Here is a 20,767-nt window from a genome sequence, read left to right on the forward strand (position 1 = left end):
CGGCTATGGCCGCAAGACAGTGACGACCGACGGGGGACGGATCGAGATCGAGGTGCCGCGTGATCGGGCCGGCAGTTTTGATCCGCAGCTTATCGCAAAATATCAGCGCCGTTTCCCCGGTTTTGATGACAAGATCATCTCGATGTACGCGCGCGGCATGAGTACCCGTGAGATCACCGGGCATCTGCGCGAACTGTACGGCATCGATGCCTCACCCGACCTGATCAGCACGATCACGGACGCTGTGCTGGAGGAGGTCACGGCCTGGCAGCAACGGCCGCTGGACCCAGCCTATCCGCTGGTTTTCTTCGATGCGATCCGGGTCAAGATCCGCGACGAAGGCATGGTCCGCAACAAGGCGATCCATATTGCCCTGGGCGTCATGGCCGACGGCACCAAGGTGGTCCTTGGCTTGTGGCTGGAGCAGAATGAAGGCGCCAAATTCTGGCTGCGCGTCATGAACGAACTGCGCAACCGCGGTGTCGAGGATATCATGCTGGCCGTCGTCGATGGCCTGAAGGGTTTTCCCGACGCCATCACCGCCGTCTTCCCCGAAGCGATGGTTCAAACATGCATCGTCCATCTGCTGCGGAACTCGATGGATTTCGTGGCGTGGAAAGACCGTAAGGCGCTCGGAACGGCCCTGAAGGCCATCTACCGTGCTGTCGATGCCGCGGCCGCCGAGGAAGCGCTAACGGCCTTCGAAGCGAGCTTCTGGGGGCAGCGCTATCCTGCCATCGGCCAGAGCTGGCGTCGGGCATGGCCCGAGGTCATCCCATTTTTCGCCTTCCCCGACGAAGTCAGGCGGATCGTCTACACCACCAATGCCATCGAGGCCTTGAACTCCAAGCTTCGTCGCGCTGTTCGTGCGCGGGGCCATTTCCCCAATGATGAGGCGGCCACCAAGCTGCTCTATCTGATCTTGAACCGATCGGAAAAAGAGTGGAAAATGCCGCCGCGCGAGTGGAACATGGCGAAGGCTCAATTTGCCGTTCTCTTCGGCGAACGCTTCATCAGGGCCATGACGGCCTGATGGTCAACCGCCTCGCCGCACACGAAATTCCTGACAGTCCCGGGTGATGGCGGCTTTCAGGCCCTCATGGGCGTCGGAGATGACCAGCTTCACCCTCTTCAAGCCGCGCCGGACGAGGTCGCGAAGGAAGGTCGACCAGAATGGCTCGGCCTCGCTCGGACCGATGTGCAGGCCCACGATTTCGCGCTTGCCCTCGGTGGTGACCGCAACAGCTATTATTGCGGCGACACTGACGATCCTGCCGCCCTCACGGACCTTGAGGTAGGTGGCGTCGAGCCACAAATATGGCCAGTCGCCGACCAGCGGACGCTTGAGGAAAGCGTTCACGCGCTCGTCGATGTCCTTGCAAAGCTTCGACACCGACGACTTGGATATGCCGCTCATCCCCATTGCCCGGACCAGTTCGTCGACGCGGCGGGTACCGACGCCGGCGATCACGCCTCCTGGATCACCGACACCAACGACTTTTCGGCTGTCTTGTGCGGCTCGAGAAAGCCAGGGAAGTAGGCCCCGGTCCGCAACTTGGGGATCTTCAGGTTCAGCGTTCCGAGCCGGGTGTCCAGGCTGCGGTCGCTGGATCGCTCATGACTTCCAGCGCCAATCAGGCCGTCGACGTCGGCTTCCATGATGATCTGCAGCACGCTCTCAGCTACGGTGCGAAGAAAATCGCTATCTCCGCTCTTCGCCATCAGCTCGGCAAGCGGTAATCTGTCCTCGGTCATCGGGATCAACTCCTCGGTTAGGGTGAAGCTTCGACACCTCCACCTCACCGATGAGCCCGGTGGCCACCAGAGGGGCCGCCGGGGGTGGGGCCTCGGCCCCACCCCCGGCAACGCCGTCATCTACACCGGAAAATTACACCATCACCGCGGACACTAGCCCAACGCCCAACGAACCATCGTCTCTCCTCGTCCATAGCTGTTACTCCCATCCGTTTGAAGCCAGCCGCGATCTTCGTCATTCCCTGTATTGGCGCTCTCGACGCTTACTCCCTACGGGACGTCATCGCGGCCACCTACCGGGGCACAGGTCCCCCCCAGGTGCTCAAAGGCGCAGGGGGGCGAATGGTCGCTCCCAGCAGGTTGGCCCGGCCGCACCATACAACTTCGCCGGCCTCAATGAGATACAGGGGGGCGATCAGCCCTTGGCCAACCAGCTCATTGCAACGATGCCCGAACTCGGCAGTCTTGATGGCAAGCTGGTTGCTTCGCTTGCCGGGCTGGCTCCCGTCGCGGCCAATCCGGTCATGAAAAGGCAAAAGCTTTAATCGCGGTGAATGCGCCAACGTGCGCCGCGCGCTCTTTATGTCGGCGCTGATCGCCGCACGCTTCCACGCCGACCTCATGGCATAGTATCAGCAGATGCTCACCGCAGGAAAGCCAGCGAAAATCGCTGTCACCGCCATCATGCGAAAGCTCATCTTGACCACAAACGCTCTGCTCAAAGCAGACCGCTGCTGGCAACCATCTCCCACTTGATCATCACGGATACTTCAACTTTTTATTAGAAATTTCGCTCAGCGTGCAGCTGCGGGAACAACGGCAGGAAGCGGCTGCTTTCAAAGGGTGGGGAGATTTTCCCTGATGCGATCCGCAACCATGACCCAAGATCGTGCTTGGTCAAACCAGCGGGCCTCATCTTCCTTAATGAGCTCCATATGCTCTGACATGATCTTGTGCATCTCGTCGAGCGCCGTATCGTCGCGAAGCACATATTCGCTGACGACATCCAGGCCTATGTCGTCAGGCCCGCCGGTCCTTCCGTCGAAGTTGCGACCGACGCCCAGATAATTTCGGCTATAGGCTGTCCAAAGATGTCCGAACAATCGAACCGCGATGCGAGAGTGGCTGCCTTCATACCCAGCGCGGAAATCTGCCGGAGACAAGCCTGGCTTGCGCCTTGCCAAGACAATCATGCGCACAGACATCATGCTTGTCCCACACCAATGATCGAGCTGAATCGTTGCGCGGCCTGGATCCCGATCAGCCGTTCAGGTTAATCCAGACCGACTTGGTCTGAAGAAATTCGTGCATATGTTCGATGCCGCTCTCGCGGCCATAGCCACTCTCCTTGTACCCTCCGAACGGCACCGCGGGATCACCAGCCTGGTAGCAGTTGATCCAAACGACGCCGGCGCGCATAGCCCGGGCCATCTTGTGCGCCGTACCCAGATTCTGTGTCCAGACGCCGCTGCCCAGACCGAATTCGCTCGCATTCGCGCGCGCCACGACTTCCTCCATGTTGCTGAAAGGCAGAGCCGAGATGACGGGACCGAAAATCTCTTCACGCGCAATCGCCATATCGTCGCGAACATGGGTGAAGACCGTGGGAGCAACAAAATTGCCATTTTCAAATTGTGCACCGTACAGCCGCTCACCCCCCGACAACGCGACGGCACCTTCGCGCGCGCCGGCATCAAAATAGCGCTGAACGACCTCCAACTGCCGGGTCGAAACCAGCGGTCCGACTTGAGTCTCAGCGGACGCGCTATTGCCGACAACCAGCTTGCGCCCGAATTCGGCTACTCGCGCACAGAATTCCTCATAGATTGGCGCCTCGACAAACAGTCTCGTGCCCGCCGAGCAAATCTGTCCCGTATTGGCGAACACCGCCATCGCCGCTCCCGGCACCGCGGTTTCGAAATTGGCGTCGGCGAAGACGATATTAGGTGACTTGCCGCCCAGTTCGAGCGACAGGCGCTTGAAGTTGCCAGCGCTGGCCTCGACCAGGCGACGGCCCGTGGCGGTGGAGCCAGTGAACGCGATCTTGTCCACATCCTTATGCGCCGCCAGCGCCGCTCCAGCCTCATGGCCGTAGCCAGTGACCACATTTAGAACGCCGTCGGGCATGCCGGCTTCCTGCAGCAATTCAGCAAGGCGAATGACTGTGAGCGACGCCTCTTCAGAAGGCTTCAGGACCATCGTGCATCCGGTCGCCAGAGCCGGTGCGATCTTCCACACCGCCGCGACCAATGGTCCGTTCCAAGGTATAATCGCCCCCACGACCCCCAGCGGCTCCTTCAAGGTAAAACTGGAAAACTCGCCGGGCATGGAATTGTCGATGGTTTCCCCATGGAGTGCGGTTGCAAGCCCCGCGTAGAAACGAATCATGCCAATCACACGCTGCCTGCGAGTAAGCGCGACGGAGATCGGGACGCCCATTTCGAGAACGTCCAGCCAGGTCAGTTCCTCGAAATGGGCGTCAATCAGGTGTGCCCACTTCAAAAGCAACTCCTGGCGTTGGAACGGCGTCGTCTTCGACCAATGACCCTCGAAAGCGGCGCGAGCCGCCGCGACCGCCAAATCCACATCCGCTGCTTTTCCTGACTGAAAATGGCCGACAATCTCGCCTGTGGACGGGTTGCGCGTCTCGATCGTCTCGCCAGATTGTGCGGCCTGCCACTTCCCGCCGATCAGGAGTAATTTAGGCGAGGCTTCCAGTACAGGGGAGGCGGTTGACGATGTGGCGGCGCCTTGCATGGATACATCCTTCCTTATCAGGCCCAGCATGGTAAATGACCGAACCACGGTTCATATACGTGTATTGCGCAGAGGCGCGTAAGGCAACCTTAAGCAGCAAATTTTTCCCGCTCCGCATCGATCCACCATTGAGAAACTACAAAGGATCGAGCATTCATTGTGCACAAGCGTCGCTTCGCAAAATATGAAGATTGATTCATATCGGCATTCATAGTCGTTGCAACTGGCCTGTCTGCCATGGCGAACTGGCGTGACAATAATGGGAGATAGTGCATGAAAATTGGTGTCGTTTATCCGCAACGGGAGATCAGCAGGGCTCCGACTGAACTCAGGCAGTTTGCGCTGGAAATTGAACATGCGGGATTTGCTCATATGGTCATGTACGACCATGTGCTGGGAGTGTCTCACGCGGATCGCGACCCACCTCTGGGCGGTCCTTATGACGAAAATGATCCATTCCATGATCCTTTCGTATCTTTCGGATATCTTGCCGCAGCCACAACCCGGCTGGAATTTTTTACGGGCGTGCTCGTGCTGCCGCAGCGGCAGACCGCGCTCGTTGCGCGTCAGGCGGCCGATGTGGACTTGTTGTCCGCAGGGCGGTTGAACCTGGGAGTAGGCGTCGGCTGGAACGCTGTCGAATATAGGGCGCTAGGTCAGCCTTTCCATCTGCGGGGCAAGCGATTGGATGAGCAAATTCCTCTTCTACGTAAGCTGTGGAGCGGGGAATTGGTCGGTTGGAAAGGGGAGTTTGACACGATTGACCGTGCTGCGCTTTGTCCAGCGCCCTCCCGGCAGATCCCTATTTACTGCGGCGGCTTCGCGCCGGCGGCGTTTCGCCGGGCCGCTCGTATCGCTGATGGTTTTATCTTCGGCGGTCAGCGTATCTCGGGGCTCGTCGAGCAGTGGAAGCAGGTCCAGGCCATGCTTGCCGAGAATGGGCGGCCGATTAATGATTTCGGTGCTCAGGCTCTCATTCTTGATGAGACTTTTTCGGGGCTGAGCGTCGGTGAGGCGGTCGATGCTCTCAACATCTGGCGGGACGCCGGAGGCACGCACGCAAGCATTGTCACGACCGGTAGAAGGCTGTCCTCATCGGAGGACCATATCGACTATCTTTTGCAAATTATCCAGCGCGCGAGCTGAATCTTTCGCTTCGCTGCGCATGTGGGTTAGTAGGTAGTGGTGTCGTTCGGGTTGATGTCTTGCCTGAAAAACAACTAGGCCGGGAAGGCACTTCCCGGCCTAATCTCTTCAATTAGAAAGGATAAAGTCCTTCTCCATTGCGGATCCTCGCCACGCCTCAAGTTTGTCTCGATAGGCAAGGACGCCTGCGCCATAGCCTTGAGAGGCGATGCCTTCGTCGACGTTGGAACCTTCATTATTCAAATAGCCCGGCGTGCAGTCGGCGAGGAACTGCACATCTACGGCCGAATTTCGATCGAGTTCCGCATGCCAGTCCAGTTCCGCGGCTTCGGTGGCTTCGAAGCTCTTGATCCCACGATCCTCGCAATATCGAACGATCTTCGCGAAGTGATCGCCCTGAAGCTTCAGATTGTACGTGACGTTCCAACTAAAGGCCGCGTGGCGCACGCCACCCACGAAGGCCAGATTGGGGAACCCATGGACGAACATCCCGTGGAGCGAAAGCATGCCGTCCTTCCACCTGTCAGCCAAGGTGATGCCATCGCGCCCGGCCAGCGAAATGCCCCCCGCGCGGTCGAGGGGTACAGCAACCTCGAAGCCAGATGCAAATATGAGGCAATCGACCGCGTAGCTCTGGCCATCGTAGACGATTTCCGTCTCGGTTACGCGATCCAGACCGCGCCCCTGGGTGTCGACCAACGTCACGTTAGCGCGGTTAAAGGTTTCGTAGTAGCCGTCGAGGAATAACGGGCGTTTGCAGAACAGGTTGTACCAAGGCTTAAGTGCGGCGGCCGTAACCGGATCTTTGACACGTTCGTCAATACGCTGCCTGATTTCCTCCATGAACAAATAATCTGCCAGCTCGACGGGGGAAATGCCAAGTTGGCTGGCTTCAGCCGCATAGCGTTGGTGCGCCTGATTGAAAGTATCGAACATGCTTGTCCACGTATCATCCACCAGGTCCCGCGCGGGTGTTTCTCCGACAGAAATGGCAGAGAAATTGGTAGCTCTCTCATACCACCACTCGCGTCCTAGTTTGCTCCACCAATCCGGATCGGTCGGCTTGTTCCGCCGATCGGACACGGCTGCCGGTGTACGCTGAACGACATAGAGATGCTTTGCATCGCGGGCGAGGGGCCCGATCGCCTGACATGCGGTGGCGCCCGTGCCGACGATAGCAACGCGCTTATCGGCCAAGCCTGTCAGGTTGCCAGTCTCATCGCCGCCGGTATAATCATAATCCCAGCGAGATGTGTGAAACATTTTCCCCTTGAACTTTTCTATTCCGGGAACGCTCGGAAGTTTGGGCCTGCTCATCGGTCCGCTGCCCAGCGAGACGAAGCGTGCGCGGATAACATCGTTGCGATCGGTCTTCACGATCCAGCGTTCGGCAGACGAATCCCATTCCATGGATTTGACGCCGGTCTGCAGCAAGGCGCGTTCGTAAAGTCCCAGCTCAAATCCAATTCGCTGAGCATTTGCCCGGATTTCGCTCGAGCGCGCATATTTTTCGCTTGGCATCATGCCGCCATTTTCCAGCATCGGCATATAGATGTAGGATTCGATGTCGCACCGGCAATCGGGATATCGGTTCCAATACCATGTGCCGCCAAAATCGGCTGCCTTCTCGACGATCAAGAAGTCGTCGATCCCAGCCTCTACAAGTCCAGCGCTGACGAGCAGGCCGCCGTGCCCGGCGCCCACGACGAGTACGGTAACCTCGCGTTCGATCGGAGGGCGATCCGCCATTTCGTCGGAGAAGGGATCCTTGGCATATTGGCCATGGTCCAGATCAACGCTACGATACTGATTAAGCCCGTCGGGCCGGATGCGCCTGTCGCGCTCCTCCAAATATTTTGCTTTCAATCGCCGAACATCTGGCAATGTCTCGATAGCACCCATCAACGCCTCTCATCTCTAAAAATTGCTTATATGCCAGACCGGCGCTCCATGTCTCAAACGCACGGCCCGGCTCACTTTAGATTATGAACCACTGATCTTTAACGTAAATGACCCATGGGTGACAACCAAATTCCAGTCTGCGAACTGACCCGCGAAAATATAGCGTCTTCTCAATCACATATGAGACATCTTGTCGGACATTTATTCTGTTTATTACATGAATGCCGGTTCATAATAACCTTTATATGCTGAAAGGCAGTCAGCGGGCGCTTCGAATAATGTCTGCTGCCTTGGCCCCGATCATGATAGAGGCGGCGTTAGTGTTTCCGGATATGATCGATGGCATAATCGAGGCGTCCGCCACGCGAAGACCCTCAATGCCTCTTACGCGCAGCGACGGATCAACAACAGCGTCGGAACTGGTTCCCATCTTGCACGTGCCGACCGGATGATAGACGGAGTTCGCGTTCGCCCGAACATAGGCGAGAAGCTCCGATTCCGATTCGATGGAGCTTCCCGGCAGATATTCGTGCGCGATTTCATGCAGGGGTGAGGCCGCAAATATGCGCCTCATCATGCGAACGCCTTCCACGGTCAGCGCGCGATCTTCTTCCGTATCGAGCAGACGAGGATGCATGAGCGGAGGTGTGCGCCAGTCAGCGTTGCGTAACTTGATCCAGCCGCGGGAGGTCGGGCGCAGCGGCGAGGCCGCTGTCGTCCAGCCTGGGCGAGTAGACGGAGCAATGCGCCCATTCGCGCCCATCTCGATTACATAGGGCTTAAACATGATCTGAACGTCAGGGCGGTCGAGCTCGTCCTTCGATTTGAGAAAGGCGGCGATCTGCGAGGCACCGATGGTAAGAAGGCCGTTGCGAGTCAGAACATAACGCACGATTTCCGGCAGCAGTCGCGCACCCTTCATCTGTCGGTTGATCGACAGCCGAGTGTCCGTCTCTGCGAGATGCTGGACAAGGACGTGGTCGTGCAGATTTTCGCCTACCCCAGGCAGATCAAGCACGACGTCGATTCCGTGTTCCCGCAAGTGGGCTGCAGGGCCGATGCCTGACAGCATCAATAATTGTGGCGAATTGAGTGCCCCTGCGCACAGGATAACTTCGCCAGCGCCGATTACCCTCGATCGCCCGCGCATTTGAACGGCAACGCCCGTTACCTTCGCTCCCTCGAGCAAAAGGCGCTGGACGTGGACGCCAGTCGTTACAGTCAGATTTTTGCGGCCACGTATCGGGGCAAGGAATGCGCTGGCGCTGGACGCGCGAACGCCATTGCGAATGGTGAACTGATAGTAGTCCGCGCCATGTTGGTCAGCACCGTTGAAGTCACGTGTGAGCGGATAGCCTGCCGCCTTGCAGGCTTGGAGGAAGATGTCGCCCGTCGGGTGTCGGAATCGGGCGTGGCTTACGCGTAATTCGCCATCACCGCCATGCCATTCGTTCTCCCCATCTTCGTGGCTTTCGATAGCCCGATAGACCGGCAAGATGTCTCGCCAGCCCCAACCTGCACAGCCGCCACGTTCCCAGGCATCATAATCTTCCGCTTGACCTCGTATGTAGATCATCCCGTTTATGGCGCTCGAGCCGCCGAGGGTCCTGCCACGAGGCCAGTAGATACTGCGACCTCCCAACTGCTCCTGCGGTTCGGTCATGTATCCCCAGTTGAGCGTGGGGTGCATGAACGTTTTGCTGATCCCGGCGGGGATCTTGATGAACGGGTTGAGATCGCGTGGGCCGGCCTCGACAAGCAGGACGCTCTTTCTCGGGTCAGCCGACAGGCGGTTCGCCAGCGCGCAACCGGCCGAGCCGGCGCCTACGATGACATAGTCATAATGTTGTTGAACCAGGGTGCTGCTCCCTCTCTCCTGTGGGTCGTCCACGCCGACCCTGATGCCTGTTGCCGCAAATCGAGACCGAATTCAACCTTGCGTGATTAGAAATGACTATATATTCATTTACGTGAAGATTCAGCCAAACGACGAATATGAGAGGTTTGGTAGCCCAGTTTGCTCCGTGTTGTGGGAGTGTGAAATGAGTTCGATGAACATCGGTGATATCTCCGTTCAACCGGTTTACGACGGATATCTGACCTTTCCGGTGGAAGCAGATTATCCAGCCGAGGGGTCGCCGGATTACGAAGCGCACCGCGACTCGCTGCAATCCGATGGGCGGCGCCGCATGACGCTTGGTTCTTTTCTGATTCGATTGCCGCAGTGCCCCGATCGCATCATATTAGTGGATGCGGGAAACGGTCCGTCTAGCGGGCAGCTCTTTCGCCCTGGCGCTTGCGATTGTCCCGAACATGCGCACCCGGATATCAAGGCCTATCACGACGCCCATCACATGGATGGGGCGGCACGGCAGCGGCATCTAGACTGGTTGTCGCAAACCGAAAGCCGCTATGGTAATTTGCTCGACAGCCTTGCGGCGCGGGGGGTTCGGCCCGAGCAAGTGACGGACGTCGTCCTCTCACATCTACATTTCGATCATATCGGATGGGTGAGCCAGAACGGAGCGCCAGCCTTTCCCAACGCGACAATACGTGCCGCTCAGAAGGACATCGATCATTTTCTCCAGCCGCAGCAGATGATTGACGATCGAATGTATCAAGCTGCGTGGGGGGTGCTGCCCACCGCGGAGCGCTTGGCACCGGTCATGGACCGAATCGAGTCCTGGGACGGCGATGTTACCCTCTTTCCTGGTCTCGATGCTGTCGCCACTCCTGGCCATACGCCCGGGCACTCGATTTTTGTACTGTCGTCTGGCGAGAAAAGGGGCATGTTGCTCGGGGATGTGGTCCATTGTCCGCTCCAGCTAACGGATCCGGACTTCTCGGTGATGGCGGATATCGACCAGCAGCTTGCCAATCGGCAGCGAGAGCGCGTGTATCGGGAGATGGTGGGCGATCCTAACCTTGCTGTCGCAGCTTCGCATTTCCCGGGACTTCGTTTTGGAAGGATACTCGAAGGCGCAGGCCGATCCGGTTGGACCTTCGTAAGCTAGGAGCTTGAGAGTGATAAATTTGGTGAAGCGCGCCATAAGCGCGCGAAGGGCGGCAATGGTGGCGCCTGCGGTTTTCATGATTTCCGTTTCACCTGCGGCCGGGCAGATGGTGGTGCCAAAGGCGAAGTCGATGACGAGTCAGCAAGTCTTCGGTCAGCAGTGCGGGGCATGCCATTCGGATCGTCCCGGCGAAGTTAGGGTGGGCCCCAGCCTCGCGGGTCTCGTGGGGCGAAAGGCAGGAATAATGCCGGGGTTTGTCTATTCGTCGCGGCTCAAGGCAAGTAGGAAGATATGGTCTGTCGCTGAGCTCGATCGCTGGCTCACCAATTCGCAAACCGCGGTTCCTGGAACTACTATGAACTACGCCCAGCCTGATCAGAAAAAGCGTGCTCTTATCATCGATTATCTTACTAAAATTTCCAGGAAATAACCCTATGTCCAAGCTTATCCATTCGATGATCCGCGTGCTCGATGAAGAGCGCTCCGTGAAGTTTTACGATGTCGCGTTCGGCCTCGCAGTGGCCGACCGCTATCCTTTTGACGGCTTTACGCTCGTTTACCTTCGTAACGAGGAGAACGACGTTGAGCTCGAACTCACAATCAATCACGATCGAAGCGAGCCCTATACACACGGAGACGGTTATGGGCACCTCGCGGTAACGGTGCAGGATCTCGACGCTGAGCATTCGCGTTTTGAAACGGCAGGCTTGTCGCCGCAGCCGATTAAGGAATTTTTCCGGGACGAAAAGCTGATGGCGCGCTTTTTCTTCGTGCAAGATCCAGACGGCTACAAGATCGAGGTTTTGCAGCATCATGGACGCTACGTCTAAGCTCAGCCCGATAACTTTTGGCGGTTTAATATAGAACAGGTTAAGTTTCTGCCGATGGTCGAATGCTCCCACAAAAAAGTCCGATCAGGTGACAGTAGCATTACGAATTCTCTACGATGTGTTCGCTCGCTGAGGATGCCTCGGGTGCTGTTTCGCTCCGATTCTTACCCAGTCCGGATGCATGTTTAGATGGTAGATACCGACGCTCAAGTGGACCGAAGTCTTGCAGAGTGGCTCTTGGAAGCTGAACTGCAAGAACTGATGCGTGAGGCGAGCGCGTCGCGCGATTCGGTCTTTGGTGAGCAGATCAGCTTTTCGCGCAAGGTCTTTATCCCGCTCACGCATCTTTGCCGCGACTCCTGCCATTATTGCACCTTTGCGAGTCCGCCGCGGCACGGCGAGGCATCCTATCTCAATCTTGAGGCTGTGAGAGAGATCGCCCGGATTGGGGTCGAGACTGGATGCACTGAGGCGCTCTTCACTTTGGGGGACAAGCCCGAGCGGCGCTATCGCGTCGCCCGCGAGGAGCTGGCGGCACTGGGGCACGAGACTACGCTTTCCTATCTTCGTGAGGCGAGCGACATCGTCATGCGGGAGTTCGGACTACTTCCGCATCTCAATCCTGGCCTAATGAACGAAGCCGAGCTGAATCTGCTTCGGCCGGTGTCGGCGTCGATGGGCATCATGCTTGAGAGTGCGGCACAACATCTGTGCGAGCGCGGTGGGCCACATTTCGGCTCTCCTGACAAGGCGCCTGAACTTCGGCTGGAGATGATCGAGCGCGCCGGACGGGCTCACATCCCTCTCACCTCTGGCCTGCTGATCGGAATCGGTGAGAGCCGGGCAGAACGTATCGAAGCCCTTTTAGCGCTTCGGACGCTGCACGCGAAGCATGGTCACCTCCAAGAGATTATCATCCAGAACTTCCGAGCCAAGCCGGGAACTCGGATGGCCAGTGCTCCGGAGCCGGATCTTGAAGATCATCTGTGGACTATCGCTGCCGCGCGCCTGATTTTCAGTCTCGACGTCTCTGTTCAGGCGCCGCCCAACCTAGCGGCTGGTTCGCTCCGACACCTCATTGACGCAGGCATAAATGACTGGGGCGGCGTGTCTCCGGTTACCCCGGACTATGTCAATCCGGAGGCGCCTTGGCCACAGATCAATGCGCTTGCTAAAGAGACGGCGATGGCGGGAAAAATCCTGATTCCGCGACTTCCCGTCTATCCCTCCTACTTGAAGCAACTCGATAAGTGGGCGGCCCCAGCCGTCGCATCGCATATCTTGCGGCGCGCCGGCGCCGATGGTTTCGCCCGCAGCGACGCCTGGGCTCCGGGAACGGCAACTGCGATTCCGGTCGCGAAATCGCCGGCCAAGGGGGGGTATCGGGTGGGTGACATAGTCGCTCGCCTCGAGCGAGGCGATGAATGTTCCGAACAGGATATCGCGACTTTGTTTGGCGCCCGCGGTGATGATCTGGAACTAGTTTGCAATGCAGCCGACAGGTTGCGCGCCAAAGTCAATGGCAATGTGGTCAGCTATGTCGTCACCCGCAACATCAATTATACCAACATCTGCTCCTTCAAATGCGAGTTCTGCGCTTTTTCAAAAGGGCGCGGTCCTACCAGTTTGCGCGGGCCGGCCTATCGGCTGTCAACCGAAGAGGTCGCCCGCCGCGTTGCTGAGGCATGGTCTCGGGGCGCCACGGAGGTCTGCATGCAGGGGGGGATACATCCCGAATATACAGGCCAAACATATCTGGACCTTTGCGAGGTTGTGAAGGATGTCGCGCCGGACATTCATCTGCACGCATTTTCCCCGCTTGAGATATGGCAGGGCGCAAACAGTCTTGGCATAACGGTGGGACGGTTCCTTGAGCGCCTCAAGGAAGCAGGACTCGGAAGCCTCCCAGGGACGGCTGCGGAAATCCTTGATGATGAAGTACGGTCGCGCATTTGCCCCGACAAGATATCGACAGCTGAATGGATCGGGGTTGTGGAAACAGCGCATAAGGTCGGCCTGAATACGACATCGACCATGATGTTCGGTCATGTCGACCGACCTGAACACTGGGCGCGCCACCTGCTCGCGTTACGCGCCTTGCAGGGGCGCACAGGCGGCATCACGGAATTCGTTCCCTTGCCCTTTGTCCACATGGAGGCGCCCTTCTTCCTCAAAGGCATGGCGCGGCCGGGGCCGGATTGGCGGGAAACCCTGCTTGTGCATTCGGTCGCGAGGCTGGTATTGCACCCGCTTATCCCCAACATCCAACTATCCTGGGTGAAGCTGGGAATCGAAGGCGCGAGAGCAGCTCTTGGAGCTGGTGTGAATGACCTGGGCGGCACGTTGATGAATGAAAGCATTTCACGTGCCGCGGGGGCTTCGCATGGTCAGGAAATGACGCCTCAGGCGATGGCTGCACTTATCGAAGGGCAGGGGCGTAAGGCTAGGCAGAGAACGACTCTCTACGGGGTGGTGCCGGCGGAACGCGAGCATGCCGCGCGCTCCGCCGCTCCCCTGCTGGAGTTAAGCTGAGGGACTGTATGGAAGCTGGGATAAGGGAGGGGTTCCCCATGCGCCCCCTCACGAGGTCGGGACGATACAGACTCTCGAGGGTGACATGCCCTCCCTGCCGTAAGTCTGATATGACCGGTCAGGAAATATCGAGCCTCAGTCGCGTCAACTGCATCAGTTCGATTTTCCAGCCCTCTGGCGTCTTTCTGTAGGTCTCATGATAATGGCCAGCCCCGCGCATTCGCACGGGCTTACCTTCACTTTGTGCCAGGCCATTGGGGGCGTCAAGATCATCGGTCATCGCCCACACACCGGTCGCCGTTCCATCTGCACTGATGACGATCTCGGGAAGCGCGGCATTATGCACGGAAACCACACCCTCAAGCGCGGTTCTCGCAAACTCGACAAAGGCGACGGCAGTCTCGGTCCGATGACCTATTTCCGCTATCTCGACGACAGCGTCAGGCATGAACAGATTTTGCAGCGCATCCCAGTTTCGCGTGTCCATGTAGCGGATATAGCGCGCCTTGAGGATCTTGATCTCCTCGCTGTCGTGTAGAGAGTTTTCCATCGATCGTCCCCCCCCAACCGTCAAACCACGACCGGATCCCGATATTCCTCCATTGGGGGGAGGCCAATTGCCTCGCGGATTTGGTTATGGGGGTTCTGCACGCCCGGTTCATTCCGCCCGAATTTCACGACATCGATCATGCCGCTTTCAGCGACCTTCTGAATATCACAGGCGATCGTGAAATCTTCCGCATCGACAGTGCTTTCAAACAATTCTCGCAGAGCCGTAGTGTCATAGGCCAGAGGCTTGGTAAAATCAGGTTCATAGGCGTTGCTTTGCGAGACGGCATTGAGTTGCTGATCGTCGTTCTGCTTAGGAAGCACATGATCAACCTGATACATCCAGATACGGGTGATCGATTGACCAGGATCGGTCGGATGCGGGTACAGCCTCGTTAAGCTGACAACATTGCTAGTCAGGATGATATGCACGTTAGGATATAAATAGTAGGCTAGTGTGCTGACGCTCGGGAGATTCCAGCTGTCGGTAGGTTGGTTGCGAACGGTTTCGATGCTGCGCGTCGCGATCGCGATACAATGATTATTTCCAAGGCGACGGTAGGGGGTATAGTCGCCGAAATTGACGCGAGCCACCGTGTCGCGATGTAAGATAGCAAAGTGATAGGTCTCACAAAACGTGTCGCTGCCAAGCTTCCAATTGAGCGGACGATCAATCGTCATCTCACCGCGATACACCGCCTTGTCGAACTGCCAGGTGGCAAATTCCTCGGCCAGTTCCTGACCGAGTAAGGAATCTATATCAACGGTGCCATTGCGGTTGGGGTGAACGACAAGCAGGCCATATTTTTCCTGTGCAGGTAGTTCAATCAGCCCGTTACAATCCTTGTCAACATCGCCAAACGCGGCTGATTCCCGTACCGCCAGGAGGCGACCGTCGTTGTTGTAGCTCCAAGCATGATAGGGGCACACAAACCGGGACTGTTCGCCCCTGCTTTGGGAGGTGACTTTTGCGCCCCGGTGACGACAACCGTTCAGGAAGGCGCGGAATTTTCCGTCCTTGTTCCTGGTTGCGAGGATCGGAATGCCAAGATCGTCATTGGTTAGAAATGAGCCTGGCTTTGGCAGGTCCCCAGACAAACCGATGATCTGAGGATGGTTGCGGAACAGAATGTCCCGTTCCTTTGCCGCGCGGTCCGGGTCGGTGAAGGTAGAAACCGGACAGGCAAGAATCTTTCCGCAGTCTGGGGCGATCTTTTCGTCGATATGATCAAGGAGCTGGCGGATCATCTCGACTTGAGTTTCATGCTTCATTTTGAGTGCTCCATGAACGCTATAGGCGTTTCTATCAGAAAACGAGGAATTGGGCGCCGCGTGCATTCATCTCACAGGGATTGCAGGCCGCCATCCACCACATGATCACCACCAGTTATGTAACTGGCTTCATCGGAGGCGAGGAACAGGACGAGGTTGGCTACTTCTTCAGCCTTGGCCATGCGGCCGATAGGGATTGCGTTCCCCACGGATGTAGCCTGGTCCGGAGCGATTACCTCCGCGACCATAGGCGTCCAAATATATCCCGGGAACACAGTATTCACCCGGATACCCCGCGCAGCATATTCCGTTGCTACAAATTTTGACATGCCCCGGATCGCGAATTTGCTCGCGCTGTAGGCGATACTGGGCGTGCCAGGCTTCGCGGACAGGCCCGAAAGCGAGGAGATATTGACAATTGCGCCGCCGCCGGCGGCTAACATGCCGGGAATAACCGTTTTCATTCCGAGAAACACGCCGGTCTGGTTGATGGCGCAGATGCGGTCATATTCTTCCCGACTGAGATCGGCCGTCGCCTTTGCGGTGCCCATGACACCGGCATTATTCACCAGGATCGTCACCGGTCCAAAATGCGCCTCCGCCGTGGAGCAGATGTCTTGCCAGCTTTGTTCGTCCGTTACGTCGAGAGAGAAAAAGAGCGCACTCGGCCCGAGTTCGTCTGCCAGTGCCGCGCCCAGGTCCGTCCGGACGTCGGCGACTATGACTTTTGCGCCCTCCGCGACGAATCGACGGGCATGAGCGGCACCCATACCGCGCGCCGAGCCCGTTATAATCGCAACCTTACCGTCCAGCCGCTTCATCGTCCTCTTCTACTCCAGTATCTGTGAATCTCTGGTCATATCCTGACGCTGCAGCTCAGCCAGACTTTTTCCATTGCAAGAATTAGGGCACGAATAGAGTCCCTTCAAGGCACACAAAACCTGCAAATCGCGCCAGAAGCTTCGCCATGACAGGCGCACTGGGCCCTCGGATTGACAAGGTTGAGCGGCAGGTCGCGTTTGAAAAATGCCTTTCATTCGCTGAATTGATCTCTATCCTCGTCATTGCGGCTTCACGGTTGTCCTCTGGAAGGCGAAGTAACGATGGTTGCGGCGTCAACTTTCTGGCGCCTTCCTGACCATTACGGAAAGAAATGACTGGATATTCATAAAATGTCGTTGCGTGAGGCCGAAATTGTCGATTACCAAAATGTTGAGGGTGGGATTAATCAACTCGTTTCTGCCATGAGCGCGCAGTGGGCGCTGTCACAAGACACAGTCTTGATCCAGGCGCTGATTATCGGTTTTCTGCGCGTTGCTTTACAGGAGGCACGTGGCACGCCTACGGCGGCTCGTCTCCCTGTCGCAAGCATAATTCAGTTGCGCCGTATCACCAAGTTGCGGATTTCGGTCATGTCTTCCATGGCAAATCGAACGCCTTCGCGTCCAAGGCCGGAATCCTTGACACCCCCATAGGGCATATTATCCACGCGGTAGCTCGGCACATCATTTACGACGACACCTCCAACGTCAAGATCATCCCAAGCATCAAGGATCTTGAAGAAATCCCTGGTGAAGATGCCGGCCTGAAGCCCGAATTTCGAGTCATTCACAATATCGAGTGCTTCGCGCCAACTCGAGAATTTGATCAGGAATGCTGCGGGGCCGAAGGCCTCTTCCCGGTTTAGTTCGGTGTCGGGATCGACATTCTCCAGCAAGGTCGCCTCCAGCATCGCCCCAGTGCGTCCGCCCCCGCAAAGCAATGACGCGCCTTTCGCCATTGCGTCCTGGATCCAGCCGTCGAGTCGTTGGGCCTCCTTAACGTCGATCATCGGCCCGACAAATGTTGCTTCGTCATGAGGGTCGCCCGTCTGAAGTGTCCGTGTGCGAGCGACCAGCTTCGCTTTAAAGGCGTCATATATGGCTGCATGAACAAGGATGCGCTGCACGCCGATGCACGATTGTCCTGACTGATAAAAAGCGCCGAAGACGACGCGTTCCACGGCATCCTCCAGATTGGCATCAGCATCAACGATGACCGCCGCGTTACCGCCCAATTCCAGAACGACCTTCTTCTTCCCGGCCCGAGCTTTCAAATCCCAGCCCACTTCGGGAGACCCGGTGAAGGAGAGTAGTTTCAATCGGTCGTCTGTCGTGAACAGGTCGGAGCCGTCGCGCGATGCTGGAAGGATTGAAAACGCTCCCTTGGGCAGGTCGGTTTCGGCCAGTATTTCGCCCATTAGGATTGCGCCTAGGGGCGTGCGGCTTGCCGGTTTCATCACGAATGGACAGCCGACCGCCAGCGCGGGAGCAATCTTGTGCGCCGCCAGATTGAGAGGAAAGTTGAAGGGTGAGATGAAGGAGCAAGGACCGATCGGCACCCTTTTCCAGATACCCTGATAGCCCTTGGCACGGGGAGAAATGTCGAGAGCCTGGACTTCCCCTGTCATGCGAACCGCTTCTTCAGCCGCGATTCTAAACGTGTCGATTAACCGGCCGACCTCGCCCCGGCTGTCATTGATCGGCTTGCCAGCCTCGACACAAAGCATGTAGGCGAGTTCTTCCCGACGTTCTGTGAAGCGGTTCACGCAATGGTACAACACCGCCTGCCGCTCATAGCTCGCCATCTTTGCCATGGGTTCGGCGGCCCGGACGGCCCAGGCTATCGCCATGTCGATTGTTTGCGCATCAGCGAGTGCGACTCGAGTGGCTACTTCGCCGGAGAATTTGTCAGTGACGTCCAGCGCGGTGTTAGGCTGTTGGGCTTCATTTGCCAGGTAGAGAGGATAGGCATCTTTCAGGTTCATTTTCAGGATCTCCGAATTCGAACAGTGTTTCGCTGAAGGTGCCGCACGGTTGTTCAGGGCTGAACGTGAGGCAAGGCTGTAATAGGACATGGCCGCAAGTCACGGCACACGAAGCTTTCGGAACCAAACTTGTTGGGGCGAGCGCCTGTGGCGTGGCATGGACGGGCGGTCATTGCTGGCGCTTTCGGACGCTAAGGATCGAGATCATCGTGAGCATGGCGGTTGCGCCGAGATAGATTGCTGGCGTGGCGGGATTGCCGGACAGACGGGAAAGCATGCCAAACACCCACAAGCTCGATCCGCCGAAAATGGCGGCGCTCAGGTTAAAGCCAAGCGAATAAGTCGTCATTAGTCGCGACTTGTCGATGTATTCAGTGCAATAGAGTCCCAGGCACGAGATGAAGGCCGCCGTCGCTACCGCATAGGAGATGGCGCACAGAAATGCCGAGGCAGAGCTGGCACCGTTGATCATCGTGAAAAGCGGCCACCCCAGAATGATGAAAAAGGCGCACGCTGACAACATCATCGGTCTCCGGCCCACACGATCAGAAAGCGCGCCCATCAGAGGGTAACTCAGCATCAATGTCAGCGTGGCGGCCACGCCGATTGATGAAATCGCTCGCGGTGAAAAGCCCTGCGCAGCAAGATGGATCGGTAGGTAGGCGACGAGCAGATAGTTGGCGATGAAGGATAAGGCGGAGATGCCGATCGCTTGCAAAAGCTCAATCATACCCGAAGTGAATGTGTCGCGCAGCGGGGTGGTCGACAATGTGCGTTCCCCATGCAGCCGAGTGAAAGCGGCTGATTCCTTCAAGCCTTTGCGGATGAAGAGACCGACACAACCTAGGGGGAGCGCGAATAAGAACACGCAACGCCATCCCCAAGCGTCGAATGCCGCATCGCCCAATATTTCCCGGGTCAACCAGACGCAGGCGGTTGCGAGCAGAAACCCCGCAGAATTTCCCGACATAAGCGTGGCGGTGAACAGCCCCTTACTGTGGGCCGGCGCGCTTTCGGCGACGAAGGTGATGGCGGCTGTCGACTCTCCTGCCGCGGAAATCCCTTGGACGAACCGCGCCCCAACGAGTAGCAGTGGCGCCAGCATTCCTAGAACTTCGCTGCCGGGCAGGCAGCCTATCGCCGCAGTCGACATCGTCATCAGGGCGAGGCTAATTACCAGAACGGCCTTGCGGCCCATCCTGTCGCCGAGGACGCCCATGACCCCTCCCCCTAAGGGACGCGCCAAAAATGCGACGCCGAACACAGCGAGGGCCGCAAGAAGCGATTGGTCACCGTGAGCAGAGGGAAAGAAATGGGTGCCGATCTGTGCGGCCACGAGTGCGTAAACGCCATAATCATACCATTCCGACACCTGACCACAGAAAGTGGCTATCATGAGCCGGCGCATATCTGGTCCTGCCGAGCTGGCTTCCGCGAAGGCGCTTGGCTTCGTCGCTTCCATCTCGTCCAGGTGTCGGCTGCTAACAGTCATGTCGCGATCTTCTGCTGCGCTGTCGTGGCATCCGGAGGGATCAACTCTCCGGTGATCTGGATGCCCGCTCCATCGACTTTGTAGGTCTTGTTCAGAAATATTAGGACGGAGGTCAGCGCCTCGGCGGCCGCCGAATTGACCAGCGCTCCACCATGAAGGCCGCGAAGACCCATTGCGTCGGCCAATTCGATCGCAATTTCCCGATCGTCCTTGTCATCCCCGAACATGAGCACATCGCACGCTATGGTATCATCCAGAATGAGCTTATGCGCCGCGACATTGTGAAAGCCGGCCACAATGCGACACTCGTCGCCCAATATCGCTCGCGTCCGCGCCGCCGCACTCCCCTCAGGGGGCAATTGCACCCGCATCACTCGGGGAGGAGCAAGTGGAACAGTCGTGTCGATGACAAGCTTGCCGCGGACCACAGGCGCGATCTCCTCAAGTGTCCGGGTCTGTGCCTCGAACGGCACTGTGACGATGATCACATCGCCAACCGTGGCGGCGTCGATATTCGTCAGTCCCTCAATGCCATGCCCCAATTGCCGGGCTGACTCTGCCGCAGAGGCTTGTGATCGGGAGCCGATTACGACCGCTCGCCCGTTCTTCGCGAGACGGCGGGCGATTGCAGATCCAAGCTTTCCAGTGCCACCTATGACAGAAATGCGTGCGCCATCGAGCATATTTACTCTCCTGAACGTATAGTCAGCCG

The 20,767-nt window shown here is 57.6% G+C and carries 16 protein-coding genes and 1 pseudogene; 6 read left to right on the plus strand and 11 right to left on the minus strand.

What is annotated here, in order from left to right; all coding sequences use genetic code 11:
- Positions 1 to 1,033: IS256 family transposase (locus DM806_RS17375; protein ID WP_179041586.1), on the plus strand; the 1,033-nt coding region annotated here is incomplete at its 5' end.
- A 39-nt stretch (positions 1,034 to 1,072) separates the two neighbouring features.
- On the opposite strand, the pseudogene DM806_RS17380 reads toward DM806_RS17375, so the two are convergent.
- Positions 1,073 to 1,755, minus strand: a pseudogene (locus DM806_RS17380) (IS256 family transposase); the annotation flags it as partial.
- A gap of 422 nt (positions 1,756 to 2,177) precedes the next feature.
- Between DM806_RS17380 and DM806_RS27335 the strand changes: the two are divergent.
- Positions 2,178 to 2,300, plus strand: a complete 123-nt coding sequence (locus DM806_RS27335; RefSeq protein ID WP_256869360.1) for a hypothetical protein — start codon at positions 2,178 to 2,180, stop codon at positions 2,298 to 2,300.
- 291 nt (positions 2,301 to 2,591) lie between these two features.
- On the opposite strand, the gene DM806_RS17385 is transcribed toward DM806_RS27335, so the two are convergent.
- Positions 2,592 to 2,963, minus strand: a complete 372-nt coding sequence (locus tag DM806_RS17385; protein WP_179044442.1) for an EthD domain-containing protein — start codon at positions 2,961 to 2,963, stop codon at positions 2,592 to 2,594.
- Positions 2,964 to 3,015: 52 nt separating this feature from the next.
- Complete coding sequence (locus DM806_RS17390) at positions 3,016 to 4,512, minus strand: aldehyde dehydrogenase family protein (RefSeq protein WP_179044443.1); 1,497 nt, start codon at positions 4,510 to 4,512, stop codon at positions 3,016 to 3,018.
- 273 nt (positions 4,513 to 4,785) lie between these two features.
- On the opposite strand from DM806_RS17390, the gene DM806_RS17395 reads away from it, so the two are divergent.
- Positions 4,786 to 5,658, plus strand: coding sequence for an LLM class F420-dependent oxidoreductase (locus DM806_RS17395; RefSeq protein ID WP_179044444.1), 873 nt, complete (start codon positions 4,786 to 4,788; stop codon positions 5,656 to 5,658).
- 108 nt (positions 5,659 to 5,766) lie between these two features.
- Here DM806_RS17395 and DM806_RS17400 read toward each other — a convergent pair whose 3' ends face one another.
- Both DM806_RS17400 and DM806_RS17405 read right to left on the minus strand, forming a co-directional pair.
- A complete protein-coding gene (locus DM806_RS17400) occupies positions 5,767 to 7,560 on the minus strand; it encodes a flavin-containing monooxygenase (protein WP_179044445.1) in 1,794 nt (597 codons plus the stop codon).
- Between the two features lie 259 nt (positions 7,561 to 7,819).
- Positions 7,820 to 9,451 carry a GMC family oxidoreductase gene (locus tag DM806_RS17405; RefSeq protein ID WP_218647539.1) on the minus strand — a complete coding sequence of 544 codons (1,632 nt, stop codon included), beginning with the start codon at positions 9,449 to 9,451 and terminating at the stop codon, positions 7,820 to 7,822.
- A 151-nt stretch (positions 9,452 to 9,602) separates the two neighbouring features.
- Between DM806_RS17405 and DM806_RS17410 the strand changes: the two genes are divergently transcribed.
- The 3 genes from DM806_RS17410 to cofH all read left to right on the plus strand — a co-directional run bounded on the left by DM806_RS17410 (position 9,603) and on the right by cofH (position 13,936).
- Positions 9,603 to 10,574, plus strand: a complete 972-nt coding sequence (locus DM806_RS17410) for an MBL fold metallo-hydrolase (protein WP_179044446.1) — start codon at positions 9,603 to 9,605, stop codon at positions 10,572 to 10,574.
- A gap of 434 nt (positions 10,575 to 11,008) precedes the next feature.
- Positions 11,009 to 11,404, plus strand: a complete 396-nt coding sequence (locus DM806_RS17420) for a VOC family protein (RefSeq protein ID WP_179044448.1) — start codon at positions 11,009 to 11,011, stop codon at positions 11,402 to 11,404.
- 189 nt (positions 11,405 to 11,593) lie between these two features.
- Complete coding sequence (gene cofH / locus DM806_RS17425) at positions 11,594 to 13,936, plus strand: 5-amino-6-(D-ribitylamino)uracil--L-tyrosine 4-hydroxyphenyl transferase CofH (protein WP_179044449.1); 2,343 nt, start codon at positions 11,594 to 11,596, stop codon at positions 13,934 to 13,936.
- Between the two features lie 118 nt (positions 13,937 to 14,054).
- Here the strand turns inward: cofH and DM806_RS17430 are convergent, their stop codons facing one another.
- The 6 genes from DM806_RS17430 to npdG form a co-directional block, all read right to left on the minus strand.
- Complete coding sequence (locus DM806_RS17430; protein ID WP_179044450.1) at positions 14,055 to 14,486, minus strand: nuclear transport factor 2 family protein; 432 nt, start codon at positions 14,484 to 14,486, stop codon at positions 14,055 to 14,057.
- A gap of 20 nt (positions 14,487 to 14,506) precedes the next feature.
- Entirely contained in the window at positions 14,507 to 15,757 is a 1,251-nt protein-coding gene (locus DM806_RS17435; protein ID WP_179044451.1) for an aromatic ring-hydroxylating oxygenase subunit alpha, read from the minus strand.
- Positions 15,758 to 15,828: 71 nt separating this feature from the next.
- Positions 15,829 to 16,578, minus strand: a complete 750-nt coding sequence (locus DM806_RS17440) for an SDR family NAD(P)-dependent oxidoreductase (protein ID WP_179044452.1) — start codon at positions 16,576 to 16,578, stop codon at positions 15,829 to 15,831.
- A 554-nt stretch (positions 16,579 to 17,132) separates the two neighbouring features.
- Complete coding sequence (locus DM806_RS17445; RefSeq protein WP_179044481.1) at positions 17,133 to 18,563, minus strand: aldehyde dehydrogenase family protein; 1,431 nt, start codon at positions 18,561 to 18,563, stop codon at positions 17,133 to 17,135.
- A 169-nt stretch (positions 18,564 to 18,732) separates the two neighbouring features.
- Positions 18,733 to 20,055, minus strand: coding sequence for an MFS transporter (locus DM806_RS17450; RefSeq protein ID WP_179044453.1), 1,323 nt, complete (start codon positions 20,053 to 20,055; stop codon positions 18,733 to 18,735).
- Positions 20,052 to 20,738, minus strand: a complete 687-nt coding sequence (npdG, locus tag DM806_RS17455) for an NADPH-dependent F420 reductase (RefSeq protein ID WP_179044454.1) — start codon at positions 20,736 to 20,738, stop codon at positions 20,052 to 20,054. The genes DM806_RS17450 and npdG overlap by 4 nt, the downstream gene beginning before the upstream one ends.
- Positions 20,739 to 20,767 lie beyond the last annotated feature (29 nt).

Origin of the sequence: Sphingobium lactosutens (assembly GCF_013393185.1) — a bacterium.
Taxonomy (GTDB): domain Bacteria; phylum Pseudomonadota; class Alphaproteobacteria; order Sphingomonadales; family Sphingomonadaceae; genus Sphingobium; species Sphingobium lactosutens_A.